A 22053-nucleotide genomic window follows, 5' to 3' on the forward strand; every position below is an offset into this window, starting at 1 on the left:
TGCGGTTCACCTGGATTTCCTGCCCGTTACGGACCACTGGAGGGCTCACACCTCGGCGTAACCGGGCTGCCGGGCCTTGTCCCTGGCACCGTCGCCCGCCTCGACGCCCTCGGCCGTGTCCGGTACGACCGCCGGCCGGCGAAGGTATACCGCCCAGGTCACGACCATGCAGGCCGCGTAGAAGAGCAGGAAGGCGACGAACGCGGCGGTGCCGGTGCCCGCGGTCTGGAAGGACTGCCGGAAGGCCAGGTTGATCCCGAGCCCGCCGAGCGCTCCCACGGCCCCGATCAGCCCCATGGCGGCCCCGGAGAGCCTGCGGCCGTACGCCTCCGCCGCCTCGCCCGACAGGCCCCGGCGGTGCCCCTGCGCGAGGAAGATCGCGGGGATCATCTTGTACGTGGAGCCGTTGCCGAGGCCGCTGAGGACGAAGAGCCCGATGAAGCCGACGAGGAAGACGGTGAGGGACTCGACCACCGAGGCGTAGACCACGACCCCGGTCGACGCGGCCATCGCGGCGAAGGTCCACAGCGTGATGCGGGCGCCGCCGTACCGGTCGGCGAGGGAGCCGCCGACGGGCCGGATCAGCGAGCCGAGGAGCGGGCCGATGAAGGTGAGCGAGGCGGCCTGGAGCGGGGTGCGCCCGAACTGGGTCTGCAGGACCAGCCCGAAGGCGAAGCTGTAGCCGATGAAGGAGCCGAAGGTGCCGATGTAGAGGAAGGCCATGATCCAGGTGTGGCCGGCCCGCACGGCCTCCTTCGCGGCGCCGGTGTCGTTCTTCACCGGGGCGAGGTTGTCCATGAAGAGCGCCGCGCACAGGGCGGCGACGACGATCAGCGGGATGTAGACGCCGAGGACGATCCGCGGGTGCAGCGCGCCGGCGGTGCCGATGACGAGCAGGCCGACGAGCTGGACGACGGGGACGCCGATGTTCCCGCCGCCCGCGTTGAGCCCGAGCGCCCAGCCCTTCTTCCGGAGCGGGAAGAAGGCGTTGATGTTGGTCATGGAGGAGGCGAAGTTGCCGCCGCCGACCCCGGTGAGCGCGGCGACCAGCAGGAAGGTGCCGTACGAGGTGCCTGGCTCCATCACCGCGTAGGCGACGCCCGTCGGCAGCAGGAGCAGCAGCGCGCTGACGATCGTCCAGTTCCGGCCGCCGAAGCGGGCGACGGCGAAGGTGTACGGGACGCGGATCAGCGCCCCGACGAAGGTCGCGGTCGCGATCAGGAAGAACTTGCCCGCAGGGTCGATCCCGTACTGCGGCCCCATGAAGAGGACCATCACGGACCACAGGCTCCAGATGGAGAACCCGATGTGCTCGGAGAGCACGGAGAAGATCAGATTGCGCCGGGCGATCCGTTCTCCCTCTTCACGCCAGAAGGTCTCGTCCTCCGGCTCCCAGCGTTCGATCCACCGGCCGCCCATCACGTACCTCCACGGTGTCGGGTCCCGAGCGTCCAGATGCTCTGGACCTCTTGAGCGCTGACGCTAGGCAAGCCGCGTTTCGGCGCCGGTGGCGCGAAGTGACGGGTACGGAACCTAGCTCTCACCGGACCCGCACAACTGCTGTGAGCACCCGGGCATGACAAAGGCCCGGCGGTCGTCGTGACGACTGCCGGGCCCGTGCCCACATGGGATGAGTGGAGATGGCGGGAATCGAACCCGCGTCCAACGGTGCAGAATCAGGGCTTCTCCGTGTGCAGTCCGCTGCGATTTTCTCGGCCCCGGAGATCACGCGGACAAGTCTCCGACGGGCTCAGTCACTGTTTGATTTCCTTCTAGGCCCCGTGACCGGGCTTAGAAGTTTAGATCCCTTGATGATGCCAGGATCCGGGTCGGGATCACCCCCGGGCTGACACTTCGCAAGTCGCTACTTAGGCAGCGAGGGCGAAGGAATCGCGCTTGGTGTTGGCGATTATTGGTTGCGACATATGGTTTACGAGATCATTGCCGCTTCCTCGACACGCTTCCCCTGCTTCGACATCCGCTGTCGAAACCGATCATCCCCATGTTGATTTTTCAAAGCGCGCACCCGCTGTGAGGTGCGTGACCCATCGTACGTGACGACCGCGTACGGTTGCCAGCGACTTAACGGGGCCCTACGGGTCCTATGCGAGCTGGGCCGCCCGCTGGCGCCGCTTGGCCGCCGCGATCGCCCGGCTCGTCTCGCGGGTGTCCTGCTTCTCCCGCAGCGTCTGCCGCTTGTCGTACTCCTTCTTGCCCTTGGCGAGCGCGATCTCGACCTTGACCCGGCCGTTCAGGAAGTACAGGGCGAGGGGCACGATCGTGTGGCCCGTCTCCTGGGACTTCGACTCCAGCTTGTCGATCTCGGCGCGGTGCAGCAGCAGCTTGCGCTTCCGCTTCGCCGAGTGGTTGGTCCAGCTGCCCTGGGAGTACTCCGGTACGTGGATGTTGTGCAGCCACGCCTCGCCGCGGTCGATCTGGACGAAGCCGTCGACCAGCGACGCCCGGCCCATCCGGAGCGACTTCACCTCGGTGCCCATGAGCACCAGTCCACACTCGTAGGTGTCGATGATGTGGTAGTCGTGGCGCGCCTTCTTGTTCTGCGCGATGAGCTTGCGCTCAGGAGCCTTGTCCTGGTCCTTCTTCTTGGCAGGCTTGCCCTGCACGTTCACGAGTCCCTTAGCCATAGTGCGGCCATTTTCGCACTACGAGCCCCCTCCGAGGCCACTCAATACTGTTCTGGCCCGCTCCTCGGCCCGCTCGCCCGTGCTGTCGCTGACCACGAGGTCCGGGGTGATGCCGAGGCCGTCGACGCCGTGACCCGCCGGAGTGCGGTAGTGGCCGACGGTCAGCTCGGCGACGGAGCCGTCGGGCAGCGTGCTCGGCATCTGCACCGCGCCCTTGCCGAAGGTCCGTGAGCCGACGGTGACGGCCCGGCCGCGGTCCTTGAGGGCGCCGGTGAGCAGCTCGGCGGCGCTCATCGTGCCGCCGTCGACCAGGGCCACGACGGGCCGGGCGGTGTCGCCGCCGCTCTGCGCGTACAGCGCGCGCTGCTCGCCGTCGATGTCGTACGTGGCGACCAGACCGCCGTCGAGGAAGGCGGAGGCGGCCACGGTGGCCTCGGCGACCAGGCCGCCGGCGTTGCCCCGCAGGTCCAGGAGGACCCCGGCGCCGGCCGGGGCGGCCCGTACCGCCGCCCGTACCCGCTCGCCCACGCCCTTGGTGAAGGCGGCCACCTTGATCAGTACGACGCCGTCGTCGAGGCGCCGCACGGTGACGTCGTCGTTGGCGAGCCGGGCCCGGGTCAGGGTCTCGGTCCAGGCGGCGCGGCCGCGCTCGACGCCGAGGGCGACGGTGGAACCGGCCCGGCCGGCGCCGTCGCCGCGCAGCAGGGCGACGACCTCGGAGACGGAGAGCCCGGCCAGGGAGCGCCCGTCGACGGTGACGAGCCGGTCGCCGGCGCGCAGCCCGGCCTTGGCGGCGGGTCCGCCGGCGTGGACGCGGGAGATCTCGATCCTCTCCACCCCCGCCTTGCGCGCGGAGAGCCCGACGCCGGTGTACGAGCCGTCGAGGGCCTGTGCGAACTCCTCGAACTCGGCCTTGCCGTAGACCGCGCCCCAGCGGTCGCCGCTGCGGCTGACGAACTCCTCGGCGGCCTGCTTGCCGGACTTCCCGTCGGCCATCGCCTCGGCGGCGGCGCGGGAGAGGTCGGCCGGGTCGACGGTGTCCCGGTCACGGGCGGGCGCGGCCTGCGGGGCGCGCTTGAGGGCGATGGGCTCCTGCCGCGGCAGGGCCCCGGTGGCCGCGGCCGTCGCGAGCACTCCGGCGAAGACCAGCGTCAGGGCGGCCCCGCGCAGAACTCCGCGGGGCCGCGGACTGGGGTCGGGGCCGGTAGGCATGGCGCTCACTCTAGGACAAAGCAATGGCGCCGTACGGTGGTTGACCGTACGGCGCCAAGGGTGTCTGAGGGGTCCTTGTCACACCTTCAGGTACTTGCGCAGCGCCACGAAGGCCGCAAGGGCGGGCATCAGCAGGCCGATGGCGATGACGAGCGGCAGCTTGGCCAGGACGGCGTCCCAGCCGATGAAGTTGACGAGCTGCATCTTGTCGGCGAGGGCGATGCCGTGGTCGATGAGGAAGTACCGGCCGACCAGGAGCATGACGCAGGCGACGGCGCCGCCGAGGAGTCCGGCGAAGGCGGCCTCCATGATGAACGGCATCTGGATGTAGAAGCTGGAGGCGCCGACCAGCCGCATGATGCCGGTCTCGCGCCGCCGGCTGAAGGCGGAGACGCGCACCGTGTTGACGATCAGCATCAGCGCGATGACGAGCATCAGCCCCATGATGCCGAGGGCGGCGATGTTCATGCCGTTCATCAGGTCGAAGAGGTTCTGCAGGATGTTGCGCTGGTCCTGCACGGACTCCACGCCGTCCCGGCCGGCGAAGGCGGTGGCGACGACCTTGTACTTCTCCGGGTCGTGCAGCTTGACCCGGAACGACTCCTGCATCTGGTCGGGCGTGATGACCGAGGCGATGGCGGTGTCGCTGTACTGCTCCTTGTAGTGCTTGTAGGCCTCGTCGGTCGTCTCGTGGTGGACGGACTCGACGATGTCCATCTTCTTCAGATCGGCCTGGATCTGCTCCTTCTGCTGCGCGGTCACCGCACCCTTGGCGCACTTGGTGGAGGCGGCCGCGTCATTCTTGTTGCAGAGGAAGATGGAGACGTTGACCTTGTCGTACCAGTAGTCCTTCATCGTGCTGACCTGCTCGCGCATGAGCAGCGCACCGCCGAAGAGGGCGAGCGAGAGGGCCACGGAGACGATGACGGCGAAGGTCATCGTGAGATTGCGGCGAAGGCCGACGCCGATCTCGGAGAGCACGAACTGAGCGCGCATGGTGATCTATCCCCTACCTGCTCAGTGCTGGTATCCGTAGACGCCGCGCGCCTGGTCGCGGACGAGGCGGCCCTTTTCGAGCTCGATGACGCGCTTGCGCATCTGGTCGACGATGTTCTGGTCGTGGGTCGCCATGACGACGGTGGTCCCTGTCCTGTTGATCCGGTCGAGCAGCTTCATGATGCCGACGGAGGTCTGCGGGTCGAGGTTGCCGGTGGGCTCGTCCGCGATCAGCAGCATGGGCCGGTTCACGAAGGCCCGGGCGATGGCGACGCGCTGCTGCTCACCACCGGAGAGCTCGCCGGGCATCCGGTCCTCCTTGCCGCCGAGGCCGACGAGGTCGAGGACCTGGGGCACGGCCTTGCGGATCTCGCCGCGCGGCTTGCCGATGACCTCCTGGGCGAAGGCGACGTTCTCGGCGACGGTCTTGTTGGGCAGCAGCCGGAAGTCCTGGAAGACGGTCCCGAGCTGGCGCCGCATGTGGGGCACCTTCCAATTGGAGAGCCGGGCGAGGTCCTTGCCGAGGACATGCACCTGGCCGTGGCTGCAGCGCTCCTCGCGCAGGATCAGCCGGAGAAAAGTCGACTTTCCGGAGCCGGAGGAACCGACGAGGAAGACGAACTCCCCCTTCTCGATCTCCAGGGATACATCCCGGAGCGCGGGGCGGTTCTGCTTCGGATAGGACTTGGAGACGTTGTCGAATCGGATCACGGATGCACCACGGTCGGCCGGGAGTAGGTGTGCGCGACCTTACGCGACCGGGGATGGCCCGCGCAGTCGCGGTCCCGGCTTGCGTGCTTTATCCTTTTCGCCCTCCGGGGCGGAAGCGATGCGATCCGGGTGTAATCCGACGGGGCGCGCCGAAACGCGTCGGAGCTGGCACAGTGGTAGGGGGAACGCTCGGGTGCCACCGGGCGTTGTCCTTGGTGTGAAACCCCGTGTGGACCGCTGTGCGGGAGGAGGAGAGCGCATGACGTATGACCGACTGGTGTGCGCCAACTGCGCGGCCCCCGTCGCGGAGGGTCGCTGCCCCGTCTGCCGCGCGAACCGGGAGCGGCTTGACCCGTCGACGGGCCTGACCCCTGCGATGGTGCTGGCCCTCGTGATCGCCCTGCTGGCGACGATGGCCCTGTTGGCGGCGCTGCAGGCGGCGTAGGCCCCGCACGCGAGCCGGAACGTGAGAGAGGGCCGGGGGTGACCCCCCGGCCCTCTCGTACGCTCTACGCGCCTTCGCGCTGACTTACCCGCGCCGACGCGCTACCGCCCGTCGTCTCAGACGGCGGCGCGGCCGCCACCGACCAGACGCGGCAGCATGCGGAAGCCGATGCCACCGGCGATCATGGTCGCGGCACCGATGAGCAGGAACGAGGTCTCGGCGGCGCCGGTCTCAGCCAGCTCCTCCTTGGCCTTGCCCTGCTCGACGGGCTGCGAGCCGGCGTTGTCGGTGTCGGGGTTGTTGCTCACGCACTCGGCGCCATCGAGGTCGACGGTGCAGGTGCCGGCGCCACCGTTGGTGGAGGTGCTGCCACCGTTGTCGGCGCTGCCGTTGCCGCCGTTGCCGCCGTTCCCGTTCCCGGCGTTGCCACCGTTCCCGTTCCCGCCGTTGCCGTTCCCGGCGTTGCCACCGTTCCCGTTCCCGCCGTTGCCGTTACCGGCGTTGCCACCGTTGCCGCCGTTGCCGGCACCGCCGTCGTTGCCACCGTTACCGGCGCCACCGTCGTTGCCACCATTGCCGGCACCGCCGTCGTTACCGCCATTGCCGGCACCGCCGTCGTTGCCACCGTTACCGGCGCCACCGTCGTTACCGCCATTGCCGGCGCCACCGTCGTTGCCACCGTTACCGGCACCGCCGTCGTTACCGCCATTGCCGGCACCGCCGTCGTTGCCACCGTTACCGGCGCCACCGTCGTTACCGCCATTGCCGGCACCACCGTCGTTGCCACCGTTACCGGCGCCACCGTCGTTACCGCCATTGCCGGCACCGCCGTCGTTGCCACCGTTACCGGCGCCACCGTCGTTGCCACCGTTACCGGCACCGCCGTCGTTACCGCCGTTGCCGGCACCGCCGTCGTTGCCACCGTTACCGGCGCCACCGTCAACGCCGCCATCGACGCCGCCGTCAACGCCGCCGTCGACGCCACCATCAAGGCCCTCGACGCCGGCCTTGACCTCGACCGTGCCGTCGTTGACCTCGGCCCCGAAGGACACACCAACGGCGGAAGCGGCACCGGCCGCGGTGAGCGACGCGCCGGCCGCGATCACCGCGCCGGCCGCTATACGCGCTACGCGGATCCGCGTCTTCTTGGTCATCTGGCTGCTACCCCCAGTAGCTCATCTCGTCATTGGAGCAGCGCTCGGGGCCTCGGGCACCGGGAGCGGCGTGTCACTCAACCGGCCCCCGTTTCACACACGCCCCAGAGATACGCATGCAACCTGTCACCCTTCCGAGTTTCCGCATACGCGTCAAGGTCGTTGCGCGTGCGATGCCCGAAAGATCACCAGTTGCCCAGCATGCGGGGATGCAACTGTGACGTAAACGTGGAACTACCGTCCCTCCAAGGCCAGTTCCCATGTCGACAAAGCGTCAGGATCGCCCCTCAGGCACTTGCGCCCGCGAACGGCTCACCCGCACGAACGGGCCCCACTCGTGGTCGAGTGGGGCCCGTCGCGTGGTGGGACAGAAAGCTGGAGGCTACTTCTCCTGCTGCTTGCGCCAGCGGATGCCCGCTTCCAGGAAGCCGTCGATCTCGCCGTCGAGGACCGCCTGCGGGTTGCCGACCTCGTGCTCCGTGCGGAGGTCCTTGACCATCTGGTACGGGTGCAGGACGTACGAGCGCATCTGGTTGCCCCAGGAGCTGCCGCTGTCCTTGAGGGCGTCCATCTTGGCGCGCTCCTCCTGGCGCTGGCGCTCGAGGAGCTTGGCCTGGAGGACGTTCATGGCGCTCGCCTTGTTCTGGATCTGGGAGCGCTCGTTCTGGCAGGAGACCACGATGCCGGTCGGGATGTGCGTGATGCGCACCGCCGAGTCGGTCGTGTTGACGCCCTGGCCGCCGGGGCCCGACGCGCGGTAGACGTCCACGCGCAGGTCGGACTCGTCGATCTCGACGTGGTCCGAGGACTCGACGACCGGGAGGATCTCGACGCCCGCGAACGAGGTCTGGCGGCGACCCTGGTTGTCGAACGGCGAGATGCGCACCAGTCGGTGCGTGCCCTGCTCGACCGAGAGCGTGCCGTACGCGTACGGGGCCTTGACCACGAACGTGGTCGACTTGATGCCGGCCTCTTCCGCGTACGAGGTCTCGTAGACCTCGGTGCCGTAGCCGTGCCGCTCGGCCCAGCGCAGGTACATGCGCTGGAGCTGCTCCGCGAAGTCGGCGGCGTCGACGCCGCCCGCCTCGGCGCGGATGTTGACCAGCGCCTCGCGCTCGTCGTACTCGCCGGAGAGGAGCGTACGGACTTCCATCTCGTCCAGCGCCTTGCGGACGGAGACCAGCTCCGTCTCCGCCTCGACGCGGGTGTCCGGGTCGTCCATCTCCTCGGCGAGCTCGAAGAGCACCCCGAGGTCGTCGATCCGGCCACGCAGGGCCTCGGCCTTGCGGACCTCGGCCTGGAGGTGCGAAAGCTTGCTGGTGATCTTCTGCGCCGCCTCCGGGTCGTCCCACAGGGACGGGGCCGCGGCCTGCTCTTCGAGCACGGCGATGTCGGCCCTCAGCTTTTCGAGGTCCAGGACGGCCTCGATCGACCCCATGGTCGAGGAGAGGGACTTCAGCTCTTCGGATACATCGACGACTGCCACGCGTCCAGCGTAACGGCTCGCCGCGAATCCCCCGCCCCCCAGGCCACGACGGGCCCCGGTGGGCCCCCGTGGGCCCAGACAGGCCCTAGGGCTGCGTCGACGTCTTCGAGTCCTGCGGGGGTACGTCCGACTCCTCCGCGGTCGCCAGGTAGCCGCCCACCCCCACCGCTCCCGCGACCAGGAGCGCCGCGACGGCGAGGGTGATCCGGCGCTTGCGGACCGTCTCCGCCTTGTGGCGGGCCGAGCCCGGGCGCCGGGCGCCCGCCGAGCGCGGGGCGCGGGCCGTGCCCAGGGGGCCGCCCGCCAGCTCGTCGGGGGCGGGGACGCGCATGGAGGTGTGGGTGTCCCGGTTGGAGTCGGGGGACGCGCCCGGGACCAGGGGCACGGCGGCCCGGCGCGGGGCGGCCGTCCCGGAGGGCGTGCCCGCCCCGCCCGCACTCGCGCCCGTCGGGTACGGGTCGTCCTCGCGCGGCTCCTGCGCCTGCTGCTCGGCGTCGTCGGGCTCGTCCACGTCCAGCGGCGGCAGCCCCTTGAGCAGCGGCAGGCACTCCCGCAGCCGGCTGCCCAGCTCCGAGGCGCGCAGCCGGGACGCCGGGGCCTTGGCCAGGCACTGGACGATGAGCTGCCACAGCTCCTCGGGGATGCCCGGCAGTGGGACGACCGTCTCCGTGACGTGGCGGCGCAGCACCGCGCCCGGGTGGCCGCCGCCGAAGGGCGTGAAGCCGGCCAGGAGCTCGTACAGGACGGTCGCGAGGGCGTAGATGTCGACGGCGGCGCGCGGCGGCAGGCCTTCGACGATCTCCGGGGCGAGGTAGTCCGGCGTGCCGATGATCCGCGTCGCCTTGGTGCGGCCGGGCGTGTCGATGAGCTTGGCGACGCCGAAGTCGGTGAGGAGCGCGGGGTGGGCGCCGCCGGGGCCGAGCGGGCCCTCCATGTCGAGCAGGATGTTCTCGGGCTTGACGTCCCGGTGGACGACGCCGGCCTTGTGCGCGGCGGCGAGGCCGTCCGCGACGTCGGCGATGATCGCGACGGCCGCCTCGGGGGCGAGCCTGCGCTCGCGGTCGAGCCGGGTGCGCAGGTCCGTGCCGCGGACCAGGTCCATCACGAGCGCCAGGTCGTTGCCGTCGACGACGAGGTCGCGGACGGCGACCACCCGGGGGTGGTCGAGCCCGAGCAGGGCGGTGCGTTCCTGGACGAAGCGGCCGACGAGCTCCTGGTCCGAGGCCAGGTCCTCGCGCAGCAGCTTGATGGCGACGGGGCCCTCCGGGCCCTCGCCGAGCCACACCGTGCCGGCGCTGCCCCGACCGAGGATCTGGTGGGCCGTGTAGCGGCTGCCGATATTGCGTGCCAAGACTGCTCCCTCAGCGGCTGGCGGACGCGTCAAAGTTACGCGTCCGCAGCCGCTGGTCGTCACTTCCGAAGCGAAATCACCCCTCGGAAGTCGATAAATCGGCAGACTTACTGCCCCGTACCGCCGGTAGTGGTACCGCTGGTGCTCCCGCTTCCGGAGTCCGCGAGCTCGGAGACCCAGTCGGTGAAGGACGAGATTCCGTCCCCGATGGCCTGCCAGTAGCTCTTGCCCTCGGCGATCCAGCTCTGGAGCGGGGTCAGCTCCCAGATGAGCCAGCCCGCGACCACGAACATCAGGATCGAGAAGAGACAGCCCTTCAGACAGCCGAGGCCGGGGATCCGCATCGGGTTGGCGCCGCGCCGGCGCGGCGGACGCGGTTCGCGCGGAGCCGGCGGCTGCGGAGCCTGCGGGGCGGGCTGCTGCGGCGGGTTGTACTGCTGCTGCTGGGGCGGGTGGTACGCCTGCTGCGGCGCGGGCGCGTACTGCTGCTGCGGAGGCTGCTGCTGGTACCGGGGCTGCTGCTGGGGCTGCTGGTACGGCTGCGGGGCCTGCCGTTGCTGCTGGTGCTGCTGAGGCTGGTGCTGCGGCGGCTGCGGCTGGCGCTGCGGACGCCGACGCAGCGGGTCCTCGCTCGGGTCCAGGTACTGCATCTGCGTCTGCTCGTTGCGGTCGCGGGCGGCGGCCAGCTGGCTCTGCCAGGGGTGCGGCTGCTCCTCGTTCGCCGCGACCTGCGGCGGCTGCGACGGTACGGGCGGCATGACCGCCGTCGGGTCCGCGCCGCCCATCGGGCCGCCGCCGGGGCCGCTCGTCTGCATGACGCTCGTCGGGGCGGCGGGGTCGTACTGCCCGGCGTTGCTCGGCAGCACCTGGGTCGGGTCGGCGGCGCCGGGCATCCCAGGGACCGGCGCGGGCGCCGGGTCGGGGGCGAGCAGCGCGCCGACGCCGTCGGCGGCCTCGATCTGCGCGGGCGTGGAGTGGACGCCGATGCCGGCCGCGACCGTACGCAGGCCGCGGGCCAGGTTCTCGGCGCTCGGCCGGCGGTCGGGGTCCTTGCTCAGGCAGCGCTCTATGACCGTCCACAGCGGGGCGGGCACGGTCGACGGGCGGCGCGGCTCCTCGCTCAGGTGCCGGTGCAGGACTTCGAGGGCGGTGCCGCCGGCGAACGGGGGACGGCCGGTGACCAGCTCGTAGAGCAGGATGCCCGCGCCGTAGATGTCGACGGCGGAGGTCTGCGGGCGGCCCTCGGCGGACTCGGGCGCGACGTACGCGGGCGTGCCGACGAACTCGTGCGTCCGGGTCAGGCCCGGGGAGTCGGCGAGCCGCGCGATGCCGAAGTCGGTCAGCATCGGGTGCATCTGGCCGTGCTGCTCCGCGAGCAGCACGTTGGCGGGCTTCAGGTCGCGGTGGACGACGCCGTCGGCGTGGCTGGCGGCCAGCGCGTCGGCGATCTGCGCGGTCAGGAGCGCGGCGGCGACCGGGGTGAGCGGGCCGTTCTCGCGGATGTACCGGTGCAGGTCGGGGCCCTCGACGAGGTCCATGACCAGGGCGAGGACATCGCCCTCGACGACCAGGTCGCGGGTGCGCACGATGTTCGGGTGGGTGAGCCGGAGCAGGACGGACCGCTCGCGCAGGAAGCGCATCACGATGTCCGCGTCGTTGGCCAGCTCCTCCTTGAGGACCTTGATCGCCACGGTCTCGCCGGGCTGGCCCTGCACGGCCGCCTCGGCGCCTGCCGCCTCCCGCTGGCGGGCTCGCCAGACGGTGCCCGTGGCGCCGCGTCCGAGCGGCTCCTCGAGCAGGTACTTGCTGCCGATTGGCCGCACGTCACGCGCTCCCTGCTGATCGTGGTCCTGGGGTTCCCGGGGTTCCTGTCCTGTGTGGTGACCCGTCCGGGTGTCCGACCCACTTTAGTGCCGCCGCACGGGTCAACGGTCGACCCCTGGACGGCTGATTCCGGCATCCGACTTGTCCGAAAACAAGACGCGCAGGGGGTGCCGGTGGTTGCCGCGCACGTCCGAAGCCGTACCCAACCAGGCACTTTTAGGTCCACAGCCGACCATTCAAGATCACTTGAAGGCGACCCGCGGGCGGGTTGTCAGTGGCAGGTGCGAGGATGCACACAGCACGTCGCGTAACGGGTCGGGAGCCCCTCGCGCCGTGCCGACCTGTACCGGGCGACGCGTCCGTGCCGGGTGGGGGGAGATACGGGTGGTTCCCCTGCCGGGCACACGCGCAGAAGGGACCGCTGACGGCGATGCAGATCCGGCTGACCGTCCTCGCGCCGAACGCCGGGCACGGCGCCGGGCGCGCGTGCGACGTGCTCGTCACCGCCCCCGCGGGGACGGCCCTGGCCGCCGTGGCCTCCAATCTCGCCGCGGCCGTCTCCGGCCCGGACACCTCCCTGTCGGGCTCCACCGTGCTGTACGCGGGCCGGGAGCGGCTCGACGCGCGCCGGTGCTCGCTCGGCGAGCCCCCACTGGTCGACGGCGCGATCCTCACGCTCCACGTCCCCGGCGAGGACGACCTTCCGGCCGAGGACGCCTCGGCCCGGCTCCATGTCGTCGCGGGGCCCGACGCGGGAGGCGTGCACCTCCTGCACCGCGGACCGATCAGAATCGGCCGTTCCCTGGACGCGGACGTCCCGCTCGACGACCCGGACGTCTCCCGGGTGCACTGCACGGTCACGGTCGGGGACGACGGCCGGGTCACGGTCGCGGACCTCGGCTCCACGAACGGCACGACGCTGGACGGCACGGCGGTCGGCGACCGCCCCGTCCGGCTCGCCCCGGGCGCGCTCCTGCGCCTCGGCGAGTCCGCCCTCCGCCTGACGGGCCCGGAGGACGGCGGTACGGCCGGTGGTTCGGCCTCCCTGCGCACGGCGCCGGACGGCGAGGGCCACCTGCGCGTGGAGCTCGCGACGCCGGCGCCCCGCGACGGAGCGGCCGGCGACGGCGGCTCCGCCACCGGCTCACCGCCGCACGCACGCGTGGCCGACTCGCAGGGCGCGGGCGCGGACGCGGACGGCGAGGGCGCGGGCGAGACGCACAGCAGGATCCGGGCGACCAACCCCGAGGCCCCGGCACCGCGTGGCAGGCGCGGCGGGATAGGAGCCTGGGCCCGCCGCTTCACCGGCGCCAGGGAGGACGTCCAGGCCCCCGGCGACTCCGGTACGGACACCCACACCCGGCAGCCCGGCGGCGACCTGCTCGCAGGCCCCGCCGCGCCGAGCCCCGAGACCTGGCCGGACCCGGCGGCCGTCCTGCTCACGGCGCTCGGTCCCGGCCCCCGGCTCTGGGAGCGCGGGGCGGACCACCCCGAGGCGCTCGTCGTCCGGCTCGGCACCACCGACCGGGCCGAGCTGTCCGGCGTGCCTGTCACCGTCGGGCTGCGCGAGGCCGGCTCGCTCGGGCTCGCGGGCCCCGGCGCCCGCCTGGCCGGTCTGGCCCGCTCCGTGGTCGCGCAGCTCGCGGCCCTGCACTCCCCCGCCGACCTGGAGATCGTGCTGATCAGCGCGGACCGCGCCCGCCCCGTGGAGGAGCGGCGGCGGGCCTGGGGCTGGCTCGGCTGGCTCCCGCACCTGCGCCCGGCGCACGGCCAGGACTGCCGCCTGCTCCTCGCGTACGACCGCGATCAGGCCCAGGCCCGTACGGCGGAGCTGACCCGGCGGCTCGACGACGGACCGCTCGGCCCCGGCTGGCCGAGCGCCGACCGCGCGACGGTCGCCGAGGCAGCGGCGCGGTACGAAGGACCGGTGACGGTCGTGATCGTGGACGGCGACCCCGGTTCGGCGGCGCTGCGCGAGACCACCGCGCGGCTCGCGGGCGCGGGCCCGGCCGCCGGGATCCACCTGATCTGTCTGGCCGAGGCGCCGGCCGCGTCGCCGGTCTCCCCGGTCGCCGCGACGTACGAGAGCGCCTGCGCGGCCTCGCTCGCGTTCCGCGAGTGCGGGGCGGTCGCCCTGCTGAGCGGTGACGTGGCGACGGCGCTGCGCCTGCTGCGTACGGCAGGGGGCCGGGCCGCGGGCCACGGGACCGTGGGCGTGGTGGACGCGGTGTCGGTGGCCTGGGCGGAGCGCTTCGGCCGGGCGCTCGCCCCGTTGCGCACGGACGCCCCGGCCGCGCGGGGGCGGACGGCCGCGACGGCGCTGCCCCGGTCCGCGCGGCTCCTCGACGAGTTGGGCCTGGCCCGGGCGACGCCCGCTTCGCTCCTCGCGCGCTGGGCGGCGGCCGGGGACGGCACGGCCGTCCTGGGTGCCGGGCCGCGCGGGCCGGTCTCCGTCGACCTGACGGAGGAGGGGCCCCATCTGCTGATCGAGGGGCCCGCGGGCAGCGGACGGACGGAGCTGCTGCGCTCGATCGCGGCCTCCCTGGCGGCCGGCGGCCGCCCGGACCGGCTGGGGCTGCTCCTTGTGGACGGCGCGGGCGGTGAGCGCGGCGAGGGGCTCGCGGCGTGCACGGAGCTGCCGCACGTCACCGAGCACCTGGTGGCCTCCGACCCGGTCCGGATGCGGGAGTTCGCCCAGGCGCTGGGCGCGGAGCTGAAGCGCCGGGCGGAGATCCTGGGCGACGGGCACTTCGCGGACCGCCAGGCGGCCCGCATGATCGGCCAGCGCACGGCGAGCGCGGCGGAGTCCCTGGGCGCCGCCCGCATCCCGGACGCCCGCAAGGGCGACCTGGCCGACCGCCCGAGCAGCCGCACCCTCCGCACGGGCGAGGGCTCGGTCGGCGCCCGCCCGGGCACCGACACCCCGACCGACACCCGCACCCCACGCCCGGGCTCCGACGACCTCACGTACCGCCCGAGCGACCGGACACCCCGCCCCGGCTCGGACGACCTCACGTACCTCCCCAGCGACCGGACACCCCGCCCCGGCTCCGACGACCTCACCTACCTCCCGAGCGCGCGGACCCACCGCTCCGGGGCCGAGGACCTCGCCGACCGCCCGAGCGGCCGGACCCCGCACCCCGGCGCGGGCGCCGACGACCTCACGTACCGCCCGAGCGGCCGCACCCCCCACCCCGGGACGGACGCCCTCACCTACCTCCCCAGCGGCCACACGCCGCGCCCCGGGGCGGACGAGCTCGTGGCGCCGGGGTCGGGGCGCGTGCCGCGGCCCGGCGGGGAGCCGGACCCGCAGCGGCTGTGGGCCGGTGACGAGGCCGCCGCGCTCCCCCGGCTCGTCGTGCTGGTCGACGACTTCGACGCGCTCGTCGCGCCCGCGCTCGGTTCGCCCGGCCGGCCCGCCGCCGGGTCGGTCGTACGGGCCCTGGAAGCCGTCGCGCGCGGCGGTGCGCGGCTCGGGGTGCACCTGGTCGCGACCTCGGCGCGCCCCGACCGTACGGCGGACACGGAGCTGGCCCACGGCGCCCGGCTGCGGATCGTGCTCGACGCGGCCCCCGCCGCGCCCGGTCCCGACGACCCCGCGCCCGGCCGGGGACGGCTCGGTCACCCGGACGGCCGGGTCACCCCGTTCCAGGCCGGACGGGTCACCGGCCGCATCCCGCGCACGGCGACGCTCCGGCCCACGGTCGTCCCGCTGGAGTGGGAGCGGATGGGCGATCCGCCCACCCGCAGACCCGTCCGCGAGCTGGGCAACGGCCCGACCGACCTGGCACTCCTCGCCAGCGCGCTCGACCGCGCCGCCCGCTCCCTCGACGCGACCCCGCTCTCCCCGCTCACCCCCGCGACGCGCACCTGACAACCTCCGACGGCACCTGAACGGCTCCTGACAGGACGTCACGAGCCCATCACGATCGCCCACTTGGCACGGAAGGCGGTATTGCGGGCCCCGGGCCCCCGGCGTAGACCTGAGTGCGGGGGCCACGCACCGCGCACAGGAGAGACGGGGCAGAAATGCGTACAACTCTTCGTCCACGCAGGGCCGCACGGACCGTCGCCACGGTCACCGCGCTCACCCTCGGACTCGCCCTCGCCGGCTGCGGCGGCAGCGAGGGCGAGAACTCGGGCACGAAGGAACCCGGCCCGCCGGCGACCTCCGCGAGCAGCCTCACCCTGCCCTCCCTCAAGGGCGAGAAGATCGAGGTCGCGGCCGTCTGGACCGGCCCCGAGCAGGAGAACTTCACCAAGGTCCTGAAGGAGTTCGAGAAGCGCACCGGCGCCACCGTCACCTTCGTGCCCGCCCAGGACCCGATCGTGAACTTCCTCGGCACGAAGATCGCGGGCGGCTCCCCGCCCGACATCGCGATGCTCCCGCAGGTCGGCGCGATCCAGCAGGCCGCCGCCCAGAAGTGGCTCAAGCCGGTCGGCCCGGAGGCCGAGGCGCAGCTCGCCAAGAACTACTCCCCGGGCTGGCGGGAGCTCGGCGCGGTCGACGGCAAGCAGTACGGCGTGTACTTCAAGGCCGCCAACAAGTCCCTGATCTGGTACAACAACGCCGCCTTCGAGAACGCGGGCGCCACCGAGCCGAAGACCTGGAAGGAGTTCCTGGCGACCGCCGAGACGATCTCGGCCTCCGGCGTCACCCCGGTCTCCATCGGCGGGGCGGACGGCTGGACGCTCACCGACTGGTTCGAGAACATCTACCTCTCCCAGGCGGGCCCGGAGAAGTACGACCAGCTGGCCAAGCACCGGATCAAGTGGACGGACGCGTCCGTCACCAAGGCCCTCACGACCCTCGCCGAACTGTTCGGCAAGCCGGAGCTGATCGCGGGCGGCGCGGACGGCGCGCTGCAGACGGAGTTCCCCGCCTCGGTCACCCAGACCTTCACCGGCGGCGACCAGCCCAAGGGCGCGATGGTCTTCGAGGGCGACTTCTCGGCCGTCAACATCGCGCAGACCAGCGCGAAGATCGGCACGGACGCGAAGGTGTTCCCGTTCCCGGCGGTCGGCGCGGCCTCCCCGGTCGTCACGGGCGGCGACGCGGCGGTGGCCCTGAAGGACACCAAGGGCGCCCAGGCCCTGCTGACCTTCCTCGCCTCCCCGGACGCGGCCGCGATCTGGGCGGGCGCGGGCGGCTTCCTCTCCCCCAACAAGAACATGAACCTGAGCGCGTACCCGAACGACGTCCAGCGCGAGATCGCCAAGGCGCTCCTGGAGGCCGGGGACGACTTCCGCTTCGACATGTCGGACCAGATGCCGCAGTCCTTCGGCGGCACCCCCGGCAAGGGCGAGTGGAAGGCGCTGCAGGACTTCCTGAAGAACCCGAAGGACATCGCGGGGACGCAGGAGCGGCTCGAAGCGGACGCCGCCAAGGCCTACAAGAGCTGACGCGCCGTGCCCTCCGCAGCTGAAGGCACCACGCCCACGGCTCGCAAAGCCGGCTCGCGCAGGACGGTCGCGGTGGGGTTCCTCCTCCCCGCCCTGGTCCTGCTCGGCGCGCTCGTCGTCTACCCCATCGGGTACTCCGTCCACCGCTCGTTCTTCGACAAGGCCGGGGACTCCTTCGCGGGCCTCGACAACTACGTCGCCCTCTTCACCGACGACACGATCCTCACCGCCGTACGGAACAACGCGATCTGGGCGGTCGTCGCGCCGACCGTCGCGACCGCCCTCGGCCTGATCTTCGCGGTGCTCACCGAGCGGGTGCGCTGGGGCACGGCGTTCAAGCTGCTCGTCTTCATGCCCATGGCGATCTCGATGCTGGCCGCGGGCATCATCTTCCGCCTTGTGTACGAGCAGGACCCGGACCGCGGTGTCGCCAACGCCGTCTGGGTCGGCGTCCACGACACCTTCGCCGAGGCCTCCGTCTTCCCCCGGGCGCGCCCGTTGCCCGTCCATCCGCTCGAAGCGGCCGGCGGCGGCGCGTACATCACCAAGAGCCCGGTCCGCGCGGGCGAACCGGCGCGGCTCCCGCTGATCGGTGTGGCGCCGGCGCAGATGCCGGAGGACGCCCGCCCGGCGCGGCAACCGGAGACCGCCCAGGGCGGTGGGATCACCGGCACCGCCTGGCTGGACTTCACCAAGGGCGGCGGCGGGAAGCCCAACGCCGTCGACCCGAAAGAGGTCGGCCTCAAGGGGCTGCGGATCGAGGCGGTCAAGGACGGGGCGGTGGTGGCCACGACGCGGGCGGCGGCCGACGGCTCGTTCACCCTCCCGCCCTCCGCCGACGGCGCCCTCCTACGGCTGCCCGCGAGCAACTTCCGCGCGCAGTACAACGGGGTGGAGTGGCTGGGCCCCTCGCTCGTGACCCCGGCGATCATCGGCAGCTACGTGTGGATGTGGGCCGGGTTCGCGATGGTCCTGATCGCGGCAGGACTGGCCGGCATGCCCCGGGAACTCCTCGAGGCCGCCCGGGTCGACGGGGCGAACGAGTGGCAGGTCTTCCGCCGGATCACCGTGCCGCTCCTCGCGCCGGTCCTGGCCGTCGTCCTGGTGACCCTGATGATCAACGTCCTGAAGATCTTCGACCTGGTCTTCATCATCGCGCCGGGCTCGGCCCAGGACGACGCGAACGTGCTGGCGCTCCAGCTGTACCGCTCGTCGTTCGGGACGGACGCCGATCTCGGGGTGGGCTCGGCCATCGCCGTCCTGCTGCTCCTGCTGGTGATCCCGGTGATGGCGTTCAACATCCGCCGGATGCGAAGGGAGGCCCGCAGGTGACAACCCCCACCACTCGCTCGGCCGCACCACCCGCCGCGCGGGGGCAGGCGCGGGCGGCCGCGCGGCCGTCCGCCGGGCTCGGCTCGCGGCTGGCCTCCCGGGCCGCCGGCGGCGCGATGCGGGTCTTCCTCGTCCTCGTCGGCCTCTTCTGGCTGATGCCGACGGTCGGCCTGCTGCTCTCCTCCCTCCGCAGCCCCACCGACATCAGCGAGAGCGGCTGGTGGCAGGTCTTCACCTCCCCCGCCCAGCTGACCGTCGAGAACTACGCGGCCCTGCTCTCCAACGAGACCATCACCGGCTCCCTCCTCAACACCGTCCTCATCACCGTCCCGGCCACGCTCCTGGTCCTGGTCATCGGCTCCCTCGCCGGGTACGCCTTCGCCTGGCTGGACTTCCCCGGCCGCGACTGGTGGTTCCTGGTGGTCGTGGGGCTGCTGGTGGTCCCGGTGCAGGTCGCGCTGATCCCGGTGTCGAAGCTGTTCGGGACGATCGGCATCTTCGAGACGACCCTCGGGGTCGTGCTCTTCCACACCGCCTTCGGACTGCCCTTCGCGATCTTCCTGCTACGGAACTTCTTCGCGGAGATCCCGAAGGAGCTCCTCGAAGCGGCCCGGCTCGACGGGTGCGGCGAGATCCGGCTCTTCACCCGGGTCGTCCTGCCGCTCGGCGGTCCCGCGATCGCCTCGCTCGGGATCTTCCAGTTCCTCTGGGTCTGGAACGACATGCTGGTCGCGCTGATCTTCGCGGACTCCGAGTCGCCGCCGATCACCGTGGCGCTGCAGCAGCAAGTCCGGCAGTTCGGGAACAACATCGACGTGCTCGCGCCCGGCGCGTTCCTGTCGATGCTGATCCCGCTGGCGGTCTTCTTCGCCTTCCAGCGCCAGTTCGTCTCGGGCGTGATGGCGGGCGCGGTGAAGTGACCGCCCCGGTGCCTACGCCTTGAGCGCCGCCACCGCCGAGCGCGCGAGCTCGTCCACGTACCCCTTCGGCAGCTCGCCGCGCACCACCACGAGCCGCCAGTAGAGCGGCCCCACGATCAGGTCCAGGGCGCGATCCGGGTCCGTGCCCTCCGGCAGCTCGCCGCGCTCCACGGCCTCGCGGACGATCTGCGCCACCACGCCCTGCTGGCTGTCGAGCAGCGCGGCCTTGATCGCCTCGGCGATCTCCGGCTGCCGCGCGGCCTCCACCAGCAGGTCCGGGATGACCTGGGAGGCCACCGGGTGGCGCAGGGCGTGGGAGCCGACGACGAGGAGCGCGCGGACGTCCCCGTACAGCGAACCGGTCGCCGGGGCCGGCAGCCCCTGCGCCGCGAAGGCGCCGAGCAGGTCGAGGACGAGCGAGAGCTTGGACTTCCAGCGGCGGTAGACGGCGGTCTTGCCGACCCCGGCGCGGCGCGCGATGCCCTCGATGGACATCCGGGCGAAGCCGACGGCGGCCAGTTCGTCGAAGACGGCGGCGCGGATGGCCTCGGTCACGTCCTCCCGGAGCACGGCGGCTCCCGCGGGGGCGCGGCGGGGGGTTCCGGGAGGTGGCGTCATGAGCGGGATCCTAGCCAACGCCACGCTTACGTCACGACGGAACGGTTGCGTTGCGACGTCACTCCGTCCTACTCTCCCCGTAGCGACGATACGGACCCGTTCCATCGTCGCCGCAGTCGCTCACCACCCATGCCTCACGCTCCACGCCCCAACCCCCACGGCTCACGCCCCACGCTCCACGCCCCACACCACCCGCCTCGTCGAAAGCGACCTCGTGACCACCGAGACGCTCACGAAACCCACCCCCGCCACCGGGACCGCCCCCACGACGACCACCGCCCCGGAGGACCTCCGCGCGCTGGCCCTGCGCCACGGCCTGTCGGTCAGCGGCGCCCGCCCGAGCCTCCCGGCGTACGTCCGGCAGCTCTGGTCCCGCCGCGCGTTCATCACCGCCTTCGCGACCGCCCGGCTCACGGCCCAGTACAGCAACGCGAAGCTCGGACAGCTCTGGCAGCTGATGACCCCGCTGCTGAACGCGGCGGTGTACTACCTGATCTTCGGCGTCCTGATGAACGTCCAGGAGGGCATCCCGGACTACGTCCCGTTCCTGATCACGGGCGTCTTCGTCTGGACCTTCACCTCCCAGTCGATCATGACCGGCACCCGTGCCATCAGCGGCAACCTGAGCCTCGTCCGCGCCCTGCACTTCCCCCGCGCGAGCCTCCCGATCGCCCTCGCGCTGCAGCAGCTCCAACAGCTGGTGCTCTCGCTCGCCGCGCTGGTCGGCATCCTGTTCTGCTTCGGCGAGTTCCCCCGCTGGAGCTGGCTCCTCGCCGTCCCCGCCCTCCTCCTGCAGGCGCTCTTCAACACCGGCGTGGCGCTCGCGATGGCCCGGCTGGCCGCCCGTACCCCGGACATCGCCCAGCTGATGCCCTTCCTCCTGCGCACCTGGATGTACGTCTCCGGTGTCATGTGGTCCCTCGACCACCTGGCGCGCAGCGGCCGGCTCCCGGAGCTGGTGATCACGGCCCTGCAGGGCAATCCGGCGAGCGTCTACATCGACCTGATGCGCTTCGCCCTGATCGAGAGCTTCACCGCCGGCCAACTGCCGTCCCACGTCTGGGCGCTCGCCGCCGGGTGGGCGCTGGTGGCCTTCGCGGGCGGGTTCATCTACTTCTGGAAGGCAGAGGAGACGTACGGCCGTGGCTGAACAGACCCTGACGGCGACCACGGCGAAGACCGCGGAACGCGAACCCACCGTCGTCGCCGCCGACGTCCACATCACGTACACCGTCAACGGCGCCCGCACCGGCAAGGGCAGCGCAACCGCCGCGCTCGACCGGATCTTCGCGCGCCGCGCCACGCCCGGCGCGCGCAAGGTCCACGCGGTCAAGGGCGTCAGCTTCGCCGCGTACCGGGGTGAGGCGATCGGCCTGATCGGTTCGAACGGTTCGGGGAAGTCCACCCTCCTCAAGGCCGTCGCCGGCCTCCTCCCCGTCAACCGGGGCAGCATCTACACCCGAGGCCAGCCCTCCCTGCTCGGCGTGAACGCGGCGCTGATGAACGACCTGACCGGCGAGCGGAACGTGATCCTCGGCGGGCTCGCGATGGGCATGACACGCGGCGAGGTCGACGACCGCTACGACGACATCGTGGACTTCTCCGGGATCAACGAGAAGGGCGACTTCATCTCGCTGCCCATGCGGACGTACTCCTCCGGCATGGGCGCCCGCCTCCGCTTCTCCATCGCGGCGGCCAAGAGCCACGACGTCCTGCTGATCGACGAGGCGCTGTCCACGGGCGACGCCCGGTTCCGCCGCCGCAGCCAGGAACGGATCGACGAACTGCGCGCCGAGGCCGGCACCGTCTTCCTCGTCTCCCACTCCAACTCGACCATCACCGAGACCTGCGACCGGGCGCTGTGGCTGGAGGCGGGCACGCTGCGGATGGACGGTCCGGCGAAGGAGGTGGTGGCGGCGTACGAGGCGTTCACCAAGAAGGGCTGACAAAACCCCG

Annotated in this window: 17 protein-coding genes and 1 other RNA gene; 7 read left to right on the top strand and 11 right to left on the bottom strand. The window is 71.9% G+C overall.

Going from position 1 to position 22053, the window contains the following annotated elements; all coding sequences use genetic code 11:
* Positions 1 to 45: 45 nt before the first annotated feature.
* The 6 genes from ACWCO8_RS29335 to ftsE all read right to left on the bottom strand — a co-directional run bounded on the left by ACWCO8_RS29335 (position 46) and on the right by ftsE (position 5564).
* Positions 46 to 1419 (bottom strand): nitrate/nitrite transporter, encoded by a 1374-nt coding sequence (locus ACWCO8_RS29335; protein ID WP_451034782.1) that lies wholly within the window; start codon positions 1417 to 1419, stop codon positions 46 to 48.
* Positions 1420 to 1632: 213 nt separating this feature from the next.
* Positions 1633 to 2002: a transfer-messenger RNA gene (gene ssrA / locus ACWCO8_RS29340) on the bottom strand.
* Between the two features lie 100 nt (positions 2003 to 2102).
* Positions 2103 to 2645 carry an SsrA-binding protein SmpB gene (gene smpB / locus ACWCO8_RS29345; RefSeq protein ID WP_362011892.1) on the bottom strand — a complete coding sequence of 181 codons (543 nt, stop codon included), beginning with the start codon at positions 2643 to 2645 and terminating at the stop codon, positions 2103 to 2105.
* 18 nt (positions 2646 to 2663) lie between these two features.
* Entirely contained in the window at positions 2664 to 3857 is a 1194-nt protein-coding gene (locus tag ACWCO8_RS29350) for a S41 family peptidase (protein ID WP_451034783.1), read from the bottom strand.
* A 78-nt stretch (positions 3858 to 3935) separates the two neighbouring features.
* Positions 3936 to 4853: a permease-like cell division protein FtsX gene (gene ftsX / locus ACWCO8_RS29355; RefSeq protein ID WP_362011897.1), complete on the bottom strand. Its 918-nt coding sequence runs from the start codon at positions 4851 to 4853 to the stop codon at positions 3936 to 3938.
* Between the two features lie 21 nt (positions 4854 to 4874).
* Positions 4875 to 5564, bottom strand: coding sequence for a cell division ATP-binding protein FtsE (ftsE, locus tag ACWCO8_RS29360; protein WP_215071052.1), 690 nt, complete (start codon positions 5562 to 5564; stop codon positions 4875 to 4877).
* Positions 5565 to 5823: 259 nt separating this feature from the next.
* Between ftsE and ACWCO8_RS29365 the strand changes: the two genes are divergently transcribed.
* A complete protein-coding gene (locus ACWCO8_RS29365; protein WP_362011899.1) occupies positions 5824 to 6009 on the top strand; it encodes a hypothetical protein in 186 nt (61 codons plus the stop codon).
* A gap of 116 nt (positions 6010 to 6125) precedes the next feature.
* On the opposite strand, the gene ACWCO8_RS29370 is transcribed toward ACWCO8_RS29365, so the two are convergent.
* From ACWCO8_RS29370 to ACWCO8_RS29385, 4 genes are all read right to left on the bottom strand, one after another.
* On the bottom strand, positions 6126 to 7163 hold the full coding sequence (locus tag ACWCO8_RS29370; RefSeq protein ID WP_451034784.1) for a hypothetical protein: 1038 nt from the start codon (positions 7161 to 7163) through the stop codon (positions 6126 to 6128).
* A gap of 382 nt (positions 7164 to 7545) precedes the next feature.
* Entirely contained in the window at positions 7546 to 8649 is a 1104-nt protein-coding gene (gene prfB, locus ACWCO8_RS29375; RefSeq protein WP_362011903.1) for a peptide chain release factor 2, read from the bottom strand.
* An 85-nt stretch (positions 8650 to 8734) separates the two neighbouring features.
* Complete coding sequence (locus ACWCO8_RS29380) at positions 8735 to 10000, bottom strand: serine/threonine-protein kinase (RefSeq protein ID WP_362011906.1); 1266 nt, start codon at positions 9998 to 10000, stop codon at positions 8735 to 8737.
* A gap of 107 nt (positions 10001 to 10107) precedes the next feature.
* Complete coding sequence (locus tag ACWCO8_RS29385) at positions 10108 to 11823, bottom strand: serine/threonine-protein kinase (protein ID WP_451034785.1); 1716 nt, start codon at positions 11821 to 11823, stop codon at positions 10108 to 10110.
* 431 nt (positions 11824 to 12254) lie between these two features.
* Here ACWCO8_RS29385 and ACWCO8_RS29390 point away from each other — a divergent pair, with 431 nt between their 5' ends.
* The 4 genes from ACWCO8_RS29390 (at position 12255) to ACWCO8_RS29405 (ending at position 19479) form a co-directional block, all read left to right on the top strand.
* Positions 12255 to 15698 carry an FHA domain-containing protein gene (locus ACWCO8_RS29390; protein WP_451034786.1) on the top strand — a complete coding sequence of 1148 codons (3444 nt, stop codon included), beginning with the start codon at positions 12255 to 12257 and terminating at the stop codon, positions 15696 to 15698.
* Between the two features lie 155 nt (positions 15699 to 15853).
* Positions 15854 to 17227: an ABC transporter substrate-binding protein gene (locus ACWCO8_RS29395; protein WP_451034787.1), complete on the top strand. Its 1374-nt coding sequence runs from the start codon at positions 15854 to 15856 to the stop codon at positions 17225 to 17227.
* Between the two features lie 6 nt (positions 17228 to 17233).
* Positions 17234 to 18559, top strand: coding sequence for a carbohydrate ABC transporter permease (locus ACWCO8_RS29400; RefSeq protein ID WP_451034788.1), 1326 nt, complete (start codon positions 17234 to 17236; stop codon positions 18557 to 18559).
* Positions 18560 to 18675: 116 nt separating this feature from the next.
* Entirely contained in the window at positions 18676 to 19479 is an 804-nt protein-coding gene (locus ACWCO8_RS29405; RefSeq protein ID WP_451034825.1) for a carbohydrate ABC transporter permease, read from the top strand.
* 12 nt (positions 19480 to 19491) lie between these two features.
* On the opposite strand, the gene ACWCO8_RS29410 is transcribed toward ACWCO8_RS29405, so the two are convergent.
* A complete protein-coding gene (locus ACWCO8_RS29410; RefSeq protein WP_362011918.1) occupies positions 19492 to 20097 on the bottom strand; it encodes a TetR/AcrR family transcriptional regulator in 606 nt (201 codons plus the stop codon).
* A gap of 214 nt (positions 20098 to 20311) precedes the next feature.
* Here ACWCO8_RS29410 and ACWCO8_RS29415 point away from each other — a divergent pair, with 214 nt between their 5' ends.
* Together ACWCO8_RS29415 and ACWCO8_RS29420 are read left to right on the top strand one after the other, a co-directional pair.
* Positions 20312 to 21247, top strand: a complete 936-nt coding sequence (locus ACWCO8_RS29415) for an ABC transporter permease (protein ID WP_451034789.1) — start codon at positions 20312 to 20314, stop codon at positions 21245 to 21247.
* Positions 21240 to 22043, top strand: a complete 804-nt coding sequence (locus tag ACWCO8_RS29420; RefSeq protein WP_362011921.1) for an ABC transporter ATP-binding protein — start codon at positions 21240 to 21242, stop codon at positions 22041 to 22043. Before ACWCO8_RS29415 ends, ACWCO8_RS29420 begins: the two co-directional genes overlap by 8 nt.
* The last annotated feature ends 10 nt before the right edge of the window (positions 22044 to 22053 follow it).

It is taken from the genome of Streptomyces sp. NPDC001927, from assembly GCF_053594455.1.